Below are 18404 nucleotides of genomic sequence, written 5' to 3'. Positions count from 1 at the left end.
GATGAACCTGACGAGCCTATTCGACATCGGAAAAAGCGCCCTCTCCGCCGCCCAGCGGCGAACCATGGTCACCGGGCACAATATCGCCAACGTGAACACGCCCGGATACAGCCGGCAGGAAGCGATACTCCAGGAGAATCGCCCGCTGAATGATCAGCCGGGTCAGGTCGGGTCGGGCGTTCAGGTCGCGGAAATTCGCCAACAGATTGACCGAGTGGTGGAGGACTCGCTGCGCCGGTCCGGCAGCGCGCTCGGGACATTCGACGCCGCGCGGAGTTGGCTGCTGCGCATCCAGGACAGTGTAGGGACGTCCGGCGAGCAGGGGCTGGGGGCCGCCATCAACGAATTTTTCAGGGCCTGGCAGGACGTCTCGACCAACCCAGCCGATCTCACGGCCAGGACCGTGTTGCTCAGCCGCGCCAACACGCTGGCGCTGCATTTCAGCCGGATGGCGACCGATCTGGACCGCCAGCGCCAAGGCATCGACGCGGAGGTCGATCAGACGATCACGGACATCAATGGATTGGCGGCAAAAATTGCCGGCCTCAACCAGGAGATCAGTCTCGCCGAGAGTCGAGGGCAGCAGGCCAACGATCTCCGCGACCAGCGACGACAACTGCTCGGCGTCCTCTCCGAGCAGATCGGGATCTCGACCATCGAGGACGGCACGGGGCAGGTCACCGTGTTTGTCGGGAAAGGCCACTTGTTGGTGGATCGGGAGCGGGCCTACCAGTTGGCCGGCGTGGCCGACGCCGGCAACAGCGGGCTGCTGGACGTCCGCTACATCGGGAGCGGTGGCGCGACCGTCGATCTCACCTCGTTGATCGGGGAGGGGCGCCTCAAAGGGCTCCTCGACGTGCGCGATCAGCATATTCCGGCGGCGCAGGGTTCGTTGGACACGTTGGCGGCTGCGATGGTGACCCGGATCAACCAGCAGCATCGGGCCGGATTCGGGCTTGACGGATCGACGGGACAGGACTTCTTTGCGCCGACTGGAGTGACGGCCAGGACCATGGCTGTCACGCTGACGGACGGGCGAGCGGTCGCAGCGTCTGGCACCGCGGCCGGAGTTCCGGGCAATAATGCGAACGCGATCGCGCTTGCAGGGCTTCAGGGCCAGTCTGTCGCAACGCTCGGCAGTCAAACATTCAATCAATACTTTAACTCAACGGTCACAACAATTGGAACTGCCGCGCAATCAGCTCAACGTGATCTTGACGCGCAAGAGATCGTGCACGAACACCTCGAGGCGAGGCGCGCGGAGATCTCCGGGGTCTCGATCGACGAAGAATTGGTGCAGATGATCCAGTCCCAGCGGGCGTTTCAGGCCGCCTCGCGCGTCATCCTCGTGGCGGATGAAATGTTGCAAACGCTGCTGACCTTGAAGCGCTGATCGTCGGTCAGAGTTTCAGCGATTCGTGACGGAGACTTCGTATGAGAGTGGCGGACAGCCAAGTGTTCAATACGTTGTTCGGAAACATGCAGCGCACTCGGAGCCGGATCCTCGTCGCGCAGGAGCAGATTTCCTCGCAGAAGCGCCTGCTCAAGCCGTCGGATGACCCCAGTTCGTTCGGACAGGTTCTGGCCGGCCGGACGGAGTTGTCCCGCAACGAGCAGTGGAGCCGGAATATCACATTCGGCAGGCAACGACTGGAGCTCGCCGACGGGACGCTGACGCAAGTCACCACGCTGTTGATCCGCGTGAAGGAACTCACCGTCCAGGCGGCGAGCGGCACGACGACCGCGGAACAGCGCGTGACGATCGCCCAAGAGGTCAGACAGTTGCATCGCCATCTGATGCAGTTGGCCAACACCGAACTCAACGGCCAGCGGATTTTTTCCGGGACCAAGACGGACGTCGCGCCCTATGTCCTGACGGCCGGAGACACCGTCATCTATCAAGGCAACGGCGAGCGGCACGCGGTGGAAGTCGGAGAAGGGCAGACCATCGACGATACCATGCCCGGCAGCCAGGTCTTTTCGGGGCCCACGGCCAACCTGTTCGACTCCCTGCGGGACCTCCTGGCATCGTTGGAGGGGAACAACCAGGCGGGGATCGAGACGGGGGTCGGCGACGTGGACCGAGCCATGGCCCAGGTCAACAATGCCCAGGGACAGATCGGGGCGCTCGTGAATCGGATGGATGTCGCTGGTGAATGGATCGCGCGCGCGACCGAGCTGGTCACCAGGACCATCTCCGATCATGAGGACGCGGATCTGGCCGAGGCGATCTCGGATCTCAGCCGCCACGAACTGGCCCTTGAAGCGACCAACGCCACGCTGAGCCGCATGTTCACGACCAGTCTGCTGAATTTCCTCCGATAAGACGCCGGGCGAATCAAGCGAGGCCTTCAGCCAACCGATACGGTTCATCAGGCGGGCTAAGCCAGGGATGGCAACAGTGTTGGCGTTGACGCGCAAGGTGGGCGAGGCGATTACGATCGGCCCGGATATCCGAGTCGTCGTGCTTCACGTCAAGGGGGGCATCGTCCGCCTGGGGATCGACGCGCCGCGGTCCGTCGCGGTGCACCGCGATGAAGTGTATTCGCGTATTCGAGAGCAAAATCGGCTTGCCGCGTCTGCTGATCCGTTGACGACATTGGATCTGGAACGGCTGACGCCGAAACTGCCGCGCAGGACGCATGTGGGAATTACAATGCCGGCGCAGCCGGGAGAAGGATCGCCCAATGCCCATTCGTGTGACGACCGGCCGTTTCGGCGACATCGAAGTTGAGGAGCGGATCCTGTTGATGATGCCGGACGGCATCATTGGGTTTCCGCATGCCACCCGATACGTGATCCTGGATCATGATCGGCCGGCCCCATTTAAATGGCTGCAGGCGGTTGATGATCCCGAACTGGCGTTCGTGATCATGGACCCCGGCGATCTTCCTTGCGACTACCGCATCCTGTTGCAACCGCAGGATCTCGCCGATCTGGACTTGCAGGCTCCTTCCGACGCCGCGGTCTTCGTGATCGTCACGGTTCGGGGGCCGGATCCGGGAGGCATCACAGCGAATCTGCGCGGTCCCGTCGTCGTCAACGAGCGCACCCGCTTCGCCAAGCAACTGATTCTGTCCGACGATCTTCCCACCAGGTTCCCGGTGTGGGCGGAGCCGTCAACGATGCCGACCGAGCCGGGCCACGCCTGCGCGCCAGCCGGTCTGTCCGGGTAACGAGCTGCCACTCAAGTCCCCAACTCATCCGGCCGATAGAGAAGCGGGTGCAGCGACTCATTCGTCTTTCATGTAAAGGATGAGGGATGAAGACAAAAATCCCTGTCAATAAACTGTCTGTGGGTATGTTAATCACCGGCCTCGACAAGCCTTGGTATGCCACCCCGTTCGTTTCCCATCGAATGAGGATGACGACGCAGGCGGATGTCGACATGGTCAAGGCCTGCGGCGTGCAGGTCGTCGAAATCGAAGTTGAGGAGGCTGAACATGAAACGGCCGAGGCGAAGGGCGCTGGGGACAAGGAGGCCGCCGCCTCGTCTGTCGCGACGCCCCATTCCGAGGCGCCGCCGAATACGCCCAGCGCTGTCCGGTCGGGCAAAACGGGACAGAAAGAATGTTACTGGAACGGGACCGCATCGCCGCCTGGCTCGGGCAGAACGATGGCGCCCTCCGGCTCGGTCGTCGTTTCCGGGAAAAGCGGCGCCGCCGCGGTTTCCGATCCTGATTTGGGCGAGAGAACCTCCGCCTTGGCCGGCGGGCCGGCCGAGTTCGCTCCGACGCCGTTTGAGCAGGAGTTGGTAGTTGCGAAAGCCGGCTACCACCAGACCAAGCAGATCGTCCAGCAGGCGATGGCCGAGGCCAAGATGGGGCGCGCCTTCAACTCCGAAGCTGTGGTCACGGCCGTCGATTCGCTGGTTGGCAGCGTCCTTCGCAATCCGGATGCGCTGACGAGCTTGGTCCGGTTGAAGAGTTTCGACGAGTACACCTATTACCATTCGGTCAACACCTGCGTGCTGGCCCTGGCCGTGGGTCGGAATCTGCGCATGAACCGCGACGACCTGCAGCGGATCGCATTCGGCATGTTGCTGCACGACGTCGGAAAAATGCAGTTGTCCGCCGAGCTGCTGAATCGACCGGGTCGATTGGAAGGGGACGATCTGGCGCTGGTGAAACGGCACGTGGAGCAGGGAGCCGAGTATCTAAGCCGTCTCGTCAAGGTCGAGCCTCCGGTCCTGCTTCCGGTTCTGGAACACCATGAGCGGCTCGACGGGTCCGGCTATCCTTTCGGCAAGAAGCGCCATGAACTCTCGGAATTCGGGATGATTGCCGCCGTCGTGGATGTCTACGATGCGCTGACGAGCGACCGTCCGTATCGCAAGGCGGTGACCCCGCATCATGCCCTGCAGATGCTCTACGAGATGACGCGGCGCGGTCTCTTGGACGCGGCTTTCGTCGAGCGGCTGATCCGGTGCATCGGGATCTACCCGGTGGGGTCCTGTGTGCAGCTCAATACCGGCGAGGTCGCGATCGTCTCACGCATGAATCAGTCGCAAACCTTAAATCCCGTCGTGGTGGTCATACGCGAATCGACCGCGGGGCCGAATGTGCCGCCCAAGACGCTGGATCTCTCGATGCAGGCCACGAAGCCCATCAAGCGCATCACGGAAGTGCTGGATGCCGGCCGGCTTGGCGTGGTGCCGAACGCCGTGCTTGAAGCGGCGGCGTAGGCGATCTTCCATCAAGAACGATCCGGTCCGTTCTTGCCGGTCTGGTCCGGGAAATTCTTTCCCCCCGGTTCCTACAGAAGAGTCAGGCCCTCCGATCGCCGTTGCTAACCGATTGAAACATCGGGAGCCCATTGCGCAGCCCTCGTGGCCTAAGGTTTGCTCTCCTCCAAGGTCGGCGTTGCGACAACGAAGGAGCGCGCATGGAGCAGATCAGGCGACAGCAGTCATCGAACGTCCTCATGACAGGCGGCACAGGGTTCTTGGGATCGCACCTGGTTCGCAGGCTGCTGGGCGTCGGCTCGCGCGTGACACTGTTGGCCAGACGGACCGAGACACCGTCGGCCAGAGACCTGTCATCGCGAGGCGCGCTGGTCGTCTCCTGTGATCTCGGGCGGCCGAATGATGCGATCGACCCGTCCCAACAAGCCCAACTTGCCAAGATCGGCCGTCCGGATCTCATGCTGCACTTTGCGGCCGAGACAGCCCTGCATGCTCCGACGCTCCAGGCCAGCAATGTCGACGGGACGCAACGGGCGCTGGATCTCGCCGCGGCGCTCGATGTGCCATACTTCGTCTATGCCAGCAGCATCGAAGCGCAAGGCTTGACCTCCGATCAACAGGGCCCGCTCAAGGAAGAGGTCCCCTGTCGTCCGGTCTCGGCCTATGGGCGATCGAAACAGGCCGCTGAAGATCTGGTCAGCGTCTGGGGAATGCAGCCTGGGCGGGGGGCTCTCGTCTTGAGAATTGGCAACATCTATGGGCCTGGCAGCGCATGGATGTTGGAATCATCCTTGATGACGCTGTTGGGCGTGACCTCGTTCCACTCGGTTTGGCCTCAGCTCAGGCACCGGCGGTTCCAGCCGCTCTATGTGGACGACCTGGTGGAGGGAGTCCTGCGAGCCGTCGAGGCGCGACTGACCGGGTTGTACAACCTGACTGGCGACGCACCGGTTTCCGTTGAAGAATATCTTGAGCAGCTCACGGGCTTGCTGGGCCAGCGCGATCTGTGGGCCGCCCGTTTGGCGGGGCTGCTGGACCAATCGTCTCATGCGCCGGTTGCGCCGGATTTTGCCTACCTGTTGATGGGCGAGGCGGACCGCTGCCACCGCCTCTACGATAACACCAAGCTCAAGGGGGACATCGGCTCGTATGGACGATGGTCGCTCCGCCGCGGCCTGGCCGCCACGCTCCGGTGGTACCACGAGGCGGGCCGGCTGACCTCGCTTCTTCACTCGGTCCGTCAGCGAGAACTCCAACCATGCACGTCACATTGATCTTTCCGGGGGTGGCGCTCCCGGGATTCGACAGTTTCAAGAAGAAGCCGACGATCGAGGCGAATTTTATCGACCATGGCCTGGCCTCGCTCAGCGCGGCCGCCAAGGCCCAGGGCCATACCGTCGACCTGATCGACCTCCGCACCCTCAGCGGCTGGGGACAGTTTCGAGAGGAGGTGGCGCGGAGAACGACCAGAGTCTGGGGCGTCACCTCCTGGAGCCTGCACTATCCCGACGCGGCGCGGGCGATCCGGATCATCAAGGAAGAGAAGGAAGACGCCGTCGTCGTGTTCGGGGGCGTCCATGCCACGGTGCAGTTCCAACAGGTGTCCTCGAACCGGTTGATCGATCACATCCTCACCCAGGAGGGGGAAATCAGCTTCCCCAAGTTGCTCGCGAAACTGGAGCGGGGCGAACCAGTCGACCGGGTCATCGTCGGCGAACCGCCTGTGTTGGACGAAATCCCCTGGGTGGATCGCGATCTCTTCGACATGACGGGAGAGCTCCAGACTCCCATGGTCCCGAGCCTGCCCACGCCGTTCGTCACGACGAACGCAGGCCGAGGCTGCCCCTTCAAGTGCAACTTCTGCCAACCGGCCGAGCGCGCGGTCTTTGGCAACCGGGTGAAAATGCGCAGCCAGGAAAACGTCGTCAACGAGCTGCGCGTTCTCAAGCATCGCTTTCACTTTCGCAGTTGGATGGCCCACGATGATCTATTTTTCATCAACCACCGCTGGACCCGTGAATTCTGCCGGCAGTACCGGGCTGCCGGGTTCACCGAGCCCTATATCTGCCAGATGCGGGCCGATCTGATCTGCCGCTATCCGGATGTGGTCACCCAGATGGCCGAGACCGGCCTGGCTTGGGCGATGATCGGGTTTGAGAGCGGCAGCCAGAGAATCCTCGATCTGTTCGAGAAAGAAACCACGGTCGAAGAGAATCTGAAAGCGGCAGCCATCTGCAAGGAGGCCGGCGTCAGGGTCTGGGCGAACATCATGTTCGGCGCGCCGGGCGAGACCCGGTCCGAAACCGCGGACACCGTGCGCATGGTCTGGAAGATCAAGCCGGATCACCTGAGCACGAGCTTTTTCACGCCCACCCCGGGAAGCGGCATGGCGGCCGAATTGGAACAGCAAGGGCTGATCATGGTGGATCCCTACAACGGCTCCTGCCGCACGCCGAACGAAGCCAAGGTCAAGCACGTCGATTATGACTGGCTCAGCAAAGCCGTGGCGCTTGCCCATCAGGGCGGGCCGGAATCCCAACTGGCTGCGCTGGGCGGTCTGGCGCCCGGGAGAGAGAACCCTTGAGGGATGTTCTCCGTCCGCCGGGATCTGTTGAAGCGCGGCCGGATCAACCGAAGGTTGGTATGAAAAAGAGAAGAGAATCACTGATGGTGTTTATCCGGCTGCCAAGAACAATCTGAGGGCAGCCGGGTCCAGCAAGCTTGGTATGGAGGCCTCATGCACATCGCCTTGATCAACAGCCCATCGTTGGCGCGTCGCCCCGTCAGCCGGAGTATGGCCGGAGGCCTGGGGTTCGATGGAGGCGAACACCTGTTGTTGCCGCCTCTGGATCTGGCGACGATGGCGTCCTCCTTGCGCCATGCCGGGGAATCGGTGGAGCTGATTGACGCCGATCCGTTGCGCCTGGACGAGACCGGTGTCTGCCGGCGGTTGGAGGGCCGGACATGGGATGTCCTGCTGGCCACGGTCGCCCTGCCGACCCTTGAAGCCGATGCGGCGTTCCTTGTCGAACTGCGCCGCCGACATCCCGAGGCCAAGGTCTTTGGCAAGACCTTGATCCGCGATCACCGCACGCTCGAAACCTTGCTCGGACAAAGCGCCGCCGATTTAGTGATCCACGGTGAAGCGGACCTGTCGATCGTGGATCTGGTCGCCGGGCGGACGAGGAAAGGATGCGCCTGGCTGGAGCAGGGCGATGGTCCCAACAGCGTGATCCTCCGTTTCGAAGAGGGCGAGCCGGTATCCGATTTGAATCGGCTTCCCTTTCCCGCCAGGGATCTGCTGCCGAACCGGCAGTACGTCTATCCTCTGCTCGGATCGCCGGTCGCCACGCTCCAGACGAGCCGGGGCTGTCCCTACCCCTGCGGCTACTACTGTCCCTATCCTCTGGTCGAAGGCGTGAAGTGGCGGTCGCAGAGTCCCGAACGCATTGCAGCCGAGATCAAGGAGATCGTCGAGCATAACGGCATCACCAAACTTTATTTCCGCGACGCGACGTTCACGCTCAACCAGGAACGGATCGGGCGTCTGTGCGACCTGATCGTGGAGGCGGGCTGGACGTTGGAATGGATGTGCGAAACGCGAGTGGATTGCCTGAGCGACGGGCTGATGGAGAAGATGCGGGCCGCCGGCTGCGCTGGCCTGCTGATCGGCGTGGAAACCGGCGACGAAGCCGTGATGCATCATCGGGAGGGAAAAAAGGGGCTCACCGTGCCGCGGCTGGCCCACGTGCGCGACAAGGCTCGGGGCCTGGGGATTCGCCTGCATTTTCTGTTGATCGTGGGACTGCCTAAAGAAACGCGCGAATCCATTGTCGCCACCTACGACCTGATCCAGCGGTATCAACCCGATACGATCGGCGTGACGATCATCACGCCCTATCCGGGAACCCCGCTCTATGAGGAGGCGCTCCAACAGGGCTGGATCGACTCGGTTCGCTGGGGCGACTACGGAGGCCACCAGGTGCCGATGCACACGCCGCAATTGTCGCGCGAGGATCTGATCACAGGCAAACAGTTCTTGGAGGAGGGGTTCGCCATCCTTGAGCGGCGGCTCCGGGAAGGGGCATCGGCGCTCGTCGAAGCCGTGGCGGCCCAACATTATGAACAGGTTCTCAGATGGGCCTATCGATTGGAACCGATCGCTCAGGCGATCCGAGAGGCCGCCCCCGTACGGTCCGCTAGCGCCGCGCCGGCTCAAGTAGAGGCATTGAACCGGCAGCTTGCGGCCGATCCGAACGAGGATCCAGGTGCCGATTTGTCCCGTCCCGCCCCCGAACTGAGCGTCGTGATCCCAACTTACAACCGACAGGCAATCGTCAAGAAGACACTTCTGGCCTTTGCCTCGCAGACGCTCTCTCCGGACCAGTTTGAGGTGCTGCTGGTGGATGACGGGTCCACGGACGGCACCGTCGCCATGGCGCGTCGCATGAAGCTGCCGTTTTCCCTCCGCGTCTTCGCTCGGCCGCATGGAGGAGCCAATGTTGCCCGCAATGAGGGGATCCGCGCCGCTCGGGGGCGCATCGTGGTCATCACCGGGGACGACATGATTCCCGAGCCGAGCTTCCTGGAGGCCCATGCGACGTTTCATCGGAAGTTTCCGGTGGAAACGGAGGCCATGTTGGGGTTCATCGATTGGTCGCCGGAGATTACGGTCACGCCGTTCATGAAATTCATCGTCTCGCCGGAAGGGGGCCAGCAGTTTGCCTACCATCTGGTCAAGAACGGCAAGGTGGATTTCCGCCTGTTCTACACGAGCAATCTCTCCCTCAAACGGCCGTTCTTGCAGCGGCAGGCGACCCTGTTCGATCCGGATTTCCTGTATCCCGCCTTCGACGATGTCGAGCTGGGCTATCGCTTGGCGAACCAGGGGATGCAGATTCACTTCAATCCGCTGGCAGTGACCAAGCACCATCACGAGATCACTCCCGAGAGTTTTGTCGAGCGCCAGCGAAAGGCCGGACAGATGGCGGTGTTGCTGGCCGGCAAGCATCCCGTGTTGAACGAGCTGATGTTGAAGCTCGATGAAGTGCCGCGCGACCCGGGAGCCTCCGCCGTCGCCCGCGATCGGATGGCCTTGCTCATCTCGGTGCTCAAGGAAGTCGAAAAGCCGGCGGTCGCGCGCCTGGCTGCCCTTCGGATTCAGGACATGGGCTTTGATCAGTACTACGCCAAGACCGTGCTCTATCCCCTCTACCAGACCCTGCTCACGTCGGCGTTCCAGGAGGGAGTCCGCCTGGGCCTGCAACAGAGCCAGCCCACACAGCAGGCTCGGCAGGAACCGCCAGCGGCGAATCACGCTCCCGGGAAGCGTTATGACGTCTCCATCATTGTGCCAGTGTTCAACAAGGTCGACTTGACCAGGCAATGCCTCACGGCCTTGGCGGCGGTCACTCACAGGGTCGAGTATGAAGTGATCGTCGTGGATGACGGCTCGACGGACGGGACCCCGGAGTTTCTGGCCTCGCTCGGCGGCGATGTCCAGACCGTGCGGAATGAGGCGAACAGCGGGTTCGCCAAGAGTTGCAACCGCGGGGCCGCCATAGCGCGCGGACGGTATCTCGTCTTTTTGAACAACGACACGATTCCGCTGGAAGGCTGGCTTCAAGCCTTGGTGGACGAAGTGGAGACCCATGCCGAGGTGGCGGTCGTGGGCAGCAAGTTGTTGTACGAAGACGGCACGATCCAACATGCTGGGGTCGTATTCTCAAAGGTCGTCTTCACGCCCTACCACCTGTACCGGCAATTGCCAGGCGATCACCCGGTGGTGAACAGGCGGCGGGAGTTCCAGTGTGTGACGGCTGCCTGCACGTTGATCCGGCGGGACGTGTTCGAGGCCGCGGGGGGATTCGACGAAGGGTATCGCAACAGTTTTGAAGACGTGGATCTCTGCCTGAAGATCCGCGAGCGGGGTTGGCGGATCATCTATCAGCCGAAGAGCGTCCTCTACCACCTGGAAAGCCAGAGTCCGGGCCGAAAGGCCCACGACGCCGACAACGCCAAGCGCCTGCGTGATCGCTGGGGACAGCACTGGTGGATTCCTGACGAGGATATCGCCTACGTCGAGGACGGGCTGGCGTTCCGGCAAACGGCCGACGGCGAGATCCTGCGGACCAGACTTGACCCCTTGACCGATTCGAACGAGCGCCGACGCTGGGAGTTGGTCGCAGAGGCCCAACGGTTGGCCCAACAGCAGGAACGGCAGGGGCTTCGAGCCCTGCTGGCCAGGGTGCAGGAGTGGCCTGATGATGAGTGGGTGCTTCGTTGGGCCGCCATGGTTTGCCGGATCATCGGGGCCTGTGACTTGTCCGCTCTGTTCTGGGAGCGCGTGCTGAAGATCGCGGACGATCCGGAGGCCCGCTGCTCGCTGGCCAAGACGGCTCTTGAAGCCGGAGCGGTGGAACAGGCCGAGGAACATGTGGCCGCGTTGTTGCGGCTCAAGCCGGATCATGCCGAAGGGTGGTTGATGCGGGCGGTGCTGTCGATGCAGCGACGGACGTTTGAGGAGGCGGAGAAGCAATTCGAACGGGCCTTCCGCCTCGGCGCCGACGCGAAACGGGCCCAGTTGGGAATGGGCATGGCGGTCGTCGGCCAGAATCAGCCGGAGAAGGCGTGGCATATCTACCGGCACCTGTCGGCCGAATATCCGGACGACCAAGAGGTCCTCCATTGGTTGTTGCGGGTCGGCGCCTCGCTCGAACGGTGGGAACCGTTGTCCGACGATCTGGAACGGTACATCGTTCGTAATCCCGGCGACCTGTCCGCGCGGTTTGCCTATGCCGGTACGTTGCTGCGACTGGGCCGCATAGAGGCGGCGCGCAAAGAGTACGACACGATCCGCCTGTTGAATCCCGGCTTCGAGGGTCTGGACGACCTCGCGAAAAGCCTGTCCGCTGCCGGAAGCCTGCCGCTTGTCGCATGAGCGAGCCGGTACAAGAACCCGGCTCGAGGGCGCTGCTCATCCAATTGGCCCGGCTTGGCGACCTGGTCCAGACGCTTCCGGTTATTGAATCCCTGACGCAGTCACGATCAAGGCTCACGCTCGATCTCCTGTGCGCGGCGCCGCTGGCTCCGGTCGCGCGGCTGTTTCCGCATCTCCGGCGGGTACTCGCCTGGCAAGGCGCCCAATGGAGGGCCTGGGCGGAGTCGGCTCACGGTCGGCATCAGCAGATCTGCCGGGAGGCCTCGCACCATCTGGATGAGTTGGGCGTCGGCACGTACGCCATGGCCTTCAACCTGAACCAACACCGGCGGGCAATCTACGCGGCGCATTTGCTGGCCGCTCGGGTCGTCGGGCCGGGTTCGGATGGTCCGCTGGCTGCATCGTTGCCGGCCTGGGCTTCTTATCTTCGAGACGTGGCCTGGCGAAGAACGGACCACCGCATCCATCTATCTGATGCGTTTTGCGGGCTTTGCGGGGTTCGCCCTCCCACGCTCGTGCCGCGCATTCAGGCGGTCCAAAGCGAACTGCCGGCCGGCTATTCGCCGGTTGGGGGCAAGGAAAGTCTGTGGGTCCTGGTGGCGGTCGGGGCGGGAGATACGGAACGGTGCATGCCGCCGTTGGTCTGGGCCAGTTGGATTGAGACGTTGTTGGCGGTCCATTCTCGGGCGCAAGTCGTGCTCATCGGGTCAGGACCGGAATCAGAGGTGGCCGCCGCCATCCAAGACCGCCTGTCGCCGTTGCTGCTCGGCCGTGTGTGGGACTCGACGGGAAAATTGAACCTGGCGCAATTGGCCACGCTCATGAGTCGCTGTCATTGGATCGTCGGGGCCGATACAGGACCGCTCCATCTGGGGGCGGCCCTGGGACTTCGCACGATGGGGTTCTATTTCGCTCGGGCGCGCGTGCACGAGACGGGACCGTACGGACCCGGACATTGGGTCTGGCAACAGGAGCCGGCTGGTCAAGGCAGGTCTCAGGACTGGCCGGTCGAGTCGAGCGTGGAACTGTTGCTGTCCGGTTCCTGCCCGGGGACGTCGCCCGAATGGTCGCTCTGGGAAAGCCGGTTCGACGACTGGGGCACCTACTATTGCCGGCTCCATCATCCGGATGGGGCCGAGCGCCGGCGAGAGTCGATCTGGTCCTCGATCGGGCCAACGTTGTGCGCTGAGAGGTAAGGCATGACGGTTTTCGAAGCCAATGTGGCGCGGATCGCTGTCAACAATCCAGGCCTGGCCGCGCAGATCCGGGCGTCATCCGGCGGTCTGCTGGAGATCAAGGAATCGCGCAACGGCATGGCGACGGCGACGTGCGGCGGCCGCTGGGTCCACAGCTCCTATGATCCTCGACAGGAGGCGGAGCGTTGGGCGGAGGGCCATCTGGCGGCCTGGCAGCCGAACGAAACGGCGGTCATCCTCGGCGTCGGCCTCCTGTATCACGTGGAGGCGCTCTGCCGGCGTTCGGGAACCGACTTCCGGATCGCCGTGGTCGTGCCGGACGTGAGGGAGCTTCATGACGCCTGCCGCGCGCGCGACCTGGGCGATTGGATCGGTCTCGTGCGATGGATTGTGGGGGATACTGGAGAGGCAGCCCGGGCGCTGGCGTCGTTCTCGCAGCCGCTTCGCCTGTTCACCTATGCGCCGGCCGCCGGCTATCACGCCGATTCCCATGCCGCGCTCGAGGCCGCGCTGAGGGAAGCCCTGGCGGCGCGGAGGGGAGGCCGACTGCACGTGGCGGTGGTGGGGCCGATCTACGGGGGGTCGCTCCCGATCGCGCGCTATACCGTTTCCGCGCTCGAACAGCTCGGCCACAGGGTCACCTGGATCGATCACAGTTTCCATCACGGCAGCTATGGGGCGATGGCGCAACTGTCCGACGGGCGGCATCGCCAGTTGCTGCAAGGAAAATTTGCGGAGCTGCTCAGCCAATGGTCGCTGGCCCGCGTGGCGGAAGATCCGCCGGATCTCATCCTGGCCTTGGCCCAAGCGCCGCTGACGCTCCCGGCGCTGGAGCATCTGCGGCGCAAGAAGTTTCTGACGAGCATGTGGTTCGTCGAGAATTATCGACATCTGACCTATTGGCAGCAGGTGGCGGGCGGCTACGACTACTGGTTCGTCATTCAGCAGGACCGCTGCCAGGAAGCCTTGCGATGGGCCGGCGCCAAGCACATCGAGTACCTCCCGATGGCGGCCGATCCGGCCGTTCACCGGCCGATGGAACTGTCCGAAGCAGAGCGGCGCGAGTTCGGCGCCGACGTCGCCTTTGTCGGCGCCGGCTATGCGAACCGCCGCGCGCTGTTGCCCAGACTGATCTCGCCGGAATGGACGTTCAAGATCTGGGGCAACGAGTGGGAGGGGGCGGCGGCGGTGCAGCCGGCGCTTCAACGGGGCGGAGCGCGGGTCGATACCGAGACCTGCGTGAAGATCTTCAACGCCACGGCGATGAATCTCAATCTTCACTCCCATGTCGGAACGGGGTTCGATCCGGAGGGCGACTTCGTCAACCCGCGCACGTTCGAGTTGGCGGCCTGCCGTGCCTTTCAACTGGTGGACCGGCGGAGCCTGCTTCCGAACCTCTTCGACTCCGGCCAAATGGCGACCTTGACCGATGAGGATGGGCTCGCGAGCTGCCTCCGTACGTGGCGGCAGGAACCGGAAGCCAGGAGGGCCATGGCCCAGGCAGCCTATGATCGGACCTTGCGAGAACATACGTATGCCCATCGGATGAAGGGCCTGCTGGCGCGGGTCGGCATGGGCGAACCGGATCGGGTCGGGGCGATTCTACGCGGCGACCGGCAGGCCGGACGCCTAGCGGAGCAGAGCCGGGACTGCCCCGAGTTGATCCCGCTCTTGCGGCAGGGGCCTGACACCGAACGGGTGGAACTGCGGGACCTTGCGGCCAGGATCAAGGCGAAAGGGGCCACGGCCACCCTCGGCCGCGAAGAGCTGTTGATCCTCCTGCTCGATGAACATCGCGCGGACGTGAGGGACCTGCTGTGAGCCGCCAAGTGTTGATCCTGAACATCACCCGGATGGGCGATCTCGTTCAGTCGGTCCCATTGATCGCGCGGCTTCGCCATGAATGGCCGGATGCGGCGGTGGATCTGGTCGTGGACCGGAGTTTTGCCCCTGTGGCTGCGCTGTTGCCGAATGTACGGCAGGTCCATGCGTTCGACTTCCGGGCCCTGACCGAGAACGGCCGCGCGATGACGAAGGATCTGGTCTCGTTGTATCGGGAACTCAAGCGATGGGCGCAGCCGCTGGCCGAGGTGCATTACGACCGGATCGTGAATCTCACGTTCAACCGGCGTAGCGGGATGCTGGCCGCCTATGTCGGGGCGCGGGACATCCGGGGGGTGACCTGCGCGCCTGATGGCACGACGGTTGTGCGGAATCCCTGGATGGCCTACTTCACTGATCTGCATCGGCATCGACGGTTGAACCGTTTCAATCTCGTCGATCTCTACGCGCTCGGCGGCAGCGGCCCCGGTCCCTTCACTCCATTGCGGATGTCCGTGTCGGCCGAGGCCCGCGAGCGGGCTCGGGCACTCATCGGCCGGCAACAGCCAGAGGGGGGGTGGATGGCCGTGCAGGTCGGGGCGAGCGAGATCATCAAGGCCTGGCGTCCCGACTCGTTTGGCCGGACGCTGGCCGCGATCGCCCGGCGCGCACCGGTCGGATTCGTCATGATCGGGACGGAGGCAGAGCGGGAGGCGGTGGAACTGGCGATCAACGCCTATCGAAATGCAGGCGGGGCCGCGCCTCTCTTGAATGTGTTGGGACGCACCGATGTGGAATCCCTGACGGCCATGCTGGAGGAGTGCCGGCTGCTGTTGACAAACGATACGGGGCCGATGCATCTGGCAATTTCCGCCGGCACCCCGGTTGTCGATCTCTCCGTTGGCCACGTGGATTTTCGAGAGACCGGCCCCTATGGGCCGGGCCATTGGGTCGTGCAGCCGGATCTTGGGTGCGCTCCCTGCGGATTTGATCAGGTCTGCGCACACCATGCCTGCAAGGAGCGGATTCTTTCTGAGCAGGCTGCGGACCTCTGTCTGTATGGCATGGGACTCGGCCCGATGCCGGTCCATGCCACTGGCGTGCGGATCTACCAATCGGCGGTCGATGAAGACGGCCTGGGCGCCTATGCATTGAGGGTCGGCCGAGTCGATGCCGCGACGGAGTGGTACGCCGCCCTGTGGAGGCGCTATTGGTATCAGGTCTTCACCGGGCGGGCGAGCCTCGTTCCTGCGCCGCAAGGGGATGCGCCGGACAGAGAAGAACAACGAACAGTATTCCGCCATCTGGCTCCGTTGATCCGGCGGTTGGTCGCGCAATCGGACGAGCTTGAGCGGTTGTGCCGTCGTCCGGTTCCACCGGTCTCCTCGGTGCAAGCGCTTCAGGCTGAGATGCGTGACCTGCGCCGGCGCGCCGTCACCCTCGCCGCCGAGAGCCCGGCTTTCGGTCCCGCCGCCGTGGCCTTCGTGAGGGAAACCTGCAACGGGGAGGCGCAGACGCTGGCTGCCATGGCCTCGGAGCACCTGCGAGCCTACCGGACATGGCAGCGACGCGCTCAGGAGATCGCCGATCTGATCTGTGCTCAACCGAATGGTGATCGCTCGCGATCCGTGACGGCGCCGGACCCGGACGGATGCCGAATGTCCGCGGCCGGCCTGATGTGAGAATGACCTAGGAAAGGAGAGACGACGATGCAGATCGTGTTGAACGACGAGCGATGGGAACTCTCCGATGAAACGACTCTGCTCGAGGCGCTCGCGCAGGTGAGTGATCGGGCGAGGGCTCGACAGCATCTTGTCATGACGTTGGAAGTTGGAGGACGCCCTGTCACCGACCGCGACCTCCAACCGGAGTTTCTCTCCCAAACCGGCCGGCTGGTCGATGTCGTCCGGGCCACCTCGCGGCACGTAGCCGAGATCACCGCCGGCGCTCGCGGGATGGTGGAGGCTTATGGACGGCAATTGAGGCAGGAGTGCGCGGCGCTGGCCACGGCGCTCCGGCGAGGGGAGATGGCGGTCGCAGGCCTCGACGGATGGCTCGGCCGGCTGGCCGACTATGTGGAAGCCGCTGAACAGGATCGCAGACGCACCAGCATGGAAGAGTCGGATTCGTTGGTCCCGTGGATCGCCGAATTGCTGGAAACCCGCGCGCGAAAAGATCACGTTCGCATGGTCGATCTCCTGGAGTACGAATTGCTGCCGAGGCTGCCAGGCGCGGAGCCGACGGCGCCATGACCCGCTGCGACCCGTTGGTGTTCGTTGCTGCGCTCTGCGCCCTCCCGGATGGACCAGGGACTCAAGTCCCGCAGGGGCCAGCCGATAACGAGGGCACAGAACACGGCGGCATGAGACGGCGGGGATGCGCGCGATCTCGTCGGTCGGCATGGCTGCCGGGTCATGAGCACGGAGGCTGATGACTTTCCGTCATTGATGTGCTTGCGATCAGTAGGAGGAAGGTTCCATGTCACTTGTCGTGAATACCAACATCGCGTCCTTGGCCGCCCAGCGGAACTTGACGAGCAGCACCAATTCGCTGACTCGGTCGGTCGAGCGGCTGTCTTCGGGCTTGCGGATCACCCGGGCGGCCGACGACGCCGCCGGCCTCGGCGTATCGGAAACGTTGCGGGCGAGCATCCGCAGCATCAATCAGGCCAGACGAAACGCCAGCGACGGCATCAGCTTGACGCAGATCGCCGACGGCGCCGCGCAGGAAATTGGAAACCTGCTGGCCCGGATGCGCGAATTGGCCACGCAATCCGGCAGCGGCACGGTGGGCACGACCGAACGCTCATATCTGGACCAAGAATTCGTTGCGCTGCGTTCGGAGATCGACCGGATCGCCAGCGTGACCGAATTCAATGGCCAGGCGCTCTTGAGCGGGGCGACCAACAGTTTCAGCGTGTTTATTGGGTTTAAGAGCGGCGCCAGCAACGTCCTCTCGGTCGATCTGAACGACCTGGACCTCAATGCGCTGGGATTGAGCAGCGTCAATATTTCCTCCGCCAACAACGCCCAGAGTTCGTTGGCCAACATCGACAGCGCCATCAGCGCCGTCGCCACCGCCCGTGCGGAATACGGGTCCATTCAAAACCGGTTCGAGGCCACGATCGCCAACCTGGCGGTGACCAGCGAGAATTATTCGGCCGCCGAGTCCCGCATCCGGGATGCGGACGTGGCGTATGAAACCGCGATCTTCACGCGGAACCAGATTCTCGTGCAGTCCGGCGTTGCGATTCTGGCGCAGGCCAACGCGCTGCCGCAGGCGGCACTGGCTCTCCTCAGCAGGTAACAGGGCGACTCGCCCCATACTTCCTCCCCCGGTTCACCGGGGGAGGAACGGGTAGGGGGAGCTGCTCAAGGAGGTGCCCATGATTCCGGAGATGGTCAACTCAAGCGGGCCCATGACGGCCGGCGGAACGGGAGAGACCGGGCAGGCCGGGCCTCGCATCCCACCCGCTCCCACTCGTCGTTCGGAGCGTCATGAAGTGGACAGCGTGGGCCAGGATGAGCCGATCCGGACGGCTCGATCGAGCGCGGACCAGACGCCCTCGTCCAACGATTCTCGCCTTCGCTATGAAGTCGATCAGGATCTTCATCGATTGGTCGTCAAGGTACTGAACGGAGAGTCCGGCGATCTGGTGCGTCAGATTCCGCCGGAGGAAGTGCTTCGCGTCGCAAAATTCTTGCAGGACAATCCCGGACGGCTCGTTGACGAGCGCATCTGATTCGACGGAGCAGGAGACCCA

14 protein-coding genes are annotated in these 18404 nt (G+C 63.5%); all 14 read left to right on the top strand.

Annotated elements, in window-relative coordinates; all coding sequences use genetic code 11:
- The first annotated feature begins 1 nt into the window (after position 1).
- The 14 genes from flgK to QWI75_RS16475 all read left to right on the top strand — a co-directional run bounded on the left by flgK (position 2) and on the right by QWI75_RS16475 (position 18383).
- Entirely contained in the window at positions 2-1393 is a 1392-nt protein-coding gene (gene flgK, locus QWI75_RS16540) for a flagellar hook-associated protein FlgK (RefSeq protein WP_289269816.1), read from the top strand.
- 41 nt (positions 1394-1434) lie between these two features.
- Positions 1435-2325 carry a flagellar hook-associated protein FlgL gene (flgL, locus tag QWI75_RS16535; RefSeq protein WP_289269814.1) on the top strand — a complete coding sequence of 297 codons (891 nt, stop codon included), beginning with the start codon at positions 1435-1437 and terminating at the stop codon, positions 2323-2325.
- 67 nt (positions 2326-2392) lie between these two features.
- Positions 2393-2734, top strand: coding sequence for a carbon storage regulator CsrA (gene csrA / locus QWI75_RS22535; RefSeq protein ID WP_370693581.1), 342 nt, complete (start codon positions 2393-2395; stop codon positions 2732-2734).
- The gene (fliW, locus tag QWI75_RS16525; RefSeq protein ID WP_289269812.1) at positions 2688-3176 is read left to right on the top strand and encodes a flagellar assembly protein FliW; all 489 of its coding nucleotides are present in this window, start codon (positions 2688-2690) and stop codon (positions 3174-3176) included. Before csrA ends, fliW begins: the two co-directional genes overlap by 47 nt.
- An 86-nt stretch (positions 3177-3262) precedes the next feature.
- The gene (locus QWI75_RS16520; protein WP_289269810.1) at positions 3263-4684 is read left to right on the top strand and encodes a cyclic di-GMP phosphodiesterase; all 1422 of its coding nucleotides are present in this window, start codon (positions 3263-3265) and stop codon (positions 4682-4684) included.
- Positions 4685-4884: 200 nt separating this feature from the next.
- The gene (locus QWI75_RS16515; RefSeq protein ID WP_289269808.1) at positions 4885-5958 is read left to right on the top strand and encodes an NAD-dependent epimerase/dehydratase family protein; all 1074 of its coding nucleotides are present in this window, start codon (positions 4885-4887) and stop codon (positions 5956-5958) included.
- Positions 5943-7268, top strand: a complete 1326-nt coding sequence (locus QWI75_RS16510) for a B12-binding domain-containing radical SAM protein (RefSeq protein ID WP_289269806.1) — start codon at positions 5943-5945, stop codon at positions 7266-7268. The genes QWI75_RS16515 and QWI75_RS16510 overlap by 16 nt, the downstream gene beginning before the upstream one ends.
- Before the next feature lie 153 nt (positions 7269-7421).
- The gene (locus QWI75_RS16505; protein WP_289269803.1) at positions 7422-11624 is read left to right on the top strand and encodes a glycosyltransferase; all 4203 of its coding nucleotides are present in this window, start codon (positions 7422-7424) and stop codon (positions 11622-11624) included.
- Complete coding sequence (locus QWI75_RS16500; protein WP_289269801.1) at positions 11621-12820, top strand: glycosyltransferase family 9 protein; 1200 nt, start codon at positions 11621-11623, stop codon at positions 12818-12820. The genes QWI75_RS16505 and QWI75_RS16500 overlap by 4 nt, the downstream gene beginning before the upstream one ends.
- A gap of 3 nt (positions 12821-12823) precedes the next feature.
- Entirely contained in the window at positions 12824-14641 is a 1818-nt protein-coding gene (locus QWI75_RS16495) for a CgeB family protein (protein ID WP_289269800.1), read from the top strand.
- Positions 14638-16323 (top strand): glycosyltransferase family 9 protein, encoded by a 1686-nt coding sequence (locus QWI75_RS16490; protein ID WP_289269798.1) that lies wholly within the window; start codon positions 14638-14640, stop codon positions 16321-16323. The genes QWI75_RS16495 and QWI75_RS16490 overlap by 4 nt, the downstream gene beginning before the upstream one ends.
- Before the next feature lie 27 nt (positions 16324-16350).
- Positions 16351-16893, top strand: a complete 543-nt coding sequence (locus tag QWI75_RS16485) for a hypothetical protein (protein ID WP_289269795.1) — start codon at positions 16351-16353, stop codon at positions 16891-16893.
- Between the two features lie 226 nt (positions 16894-17119).
- Positions 17120-17947 (top strand): flagellin N-terminal helical domain-containing protein, encoded by an 828-nt coding sequence (locus QWI75_RS16480; protein WP_289269794.1) that lies wholly within the window; start codon positions 17120-17122, stop codon positions 17945-17947.
- Positions 17948-18026: 79 nt separating this feature from the next.
- A complete protein-coding gene (locus QWI75_RS16475) occupies positions 18027-18383 on the top strand; it encodes a flagellar protein FlaG (protein WP_289269791.1) in 357 nt (118 codons plus the stop codon).
- Positions 18384-18404 lie beyond the last annotated feature (21 nt).

This window comes from Nitrospira tepida, from assembly GCF_947241125.1.
Classification (GTDB): Bacteria; Nitrospirota; Nitrospiria; order Nitrospirales; family Nitrospiraceae; genus Nitrospira_G; species Nitrospira_G tepida.
This window is presented reverse-complemented; position numbering and strand designations above follow the sequence as displayed.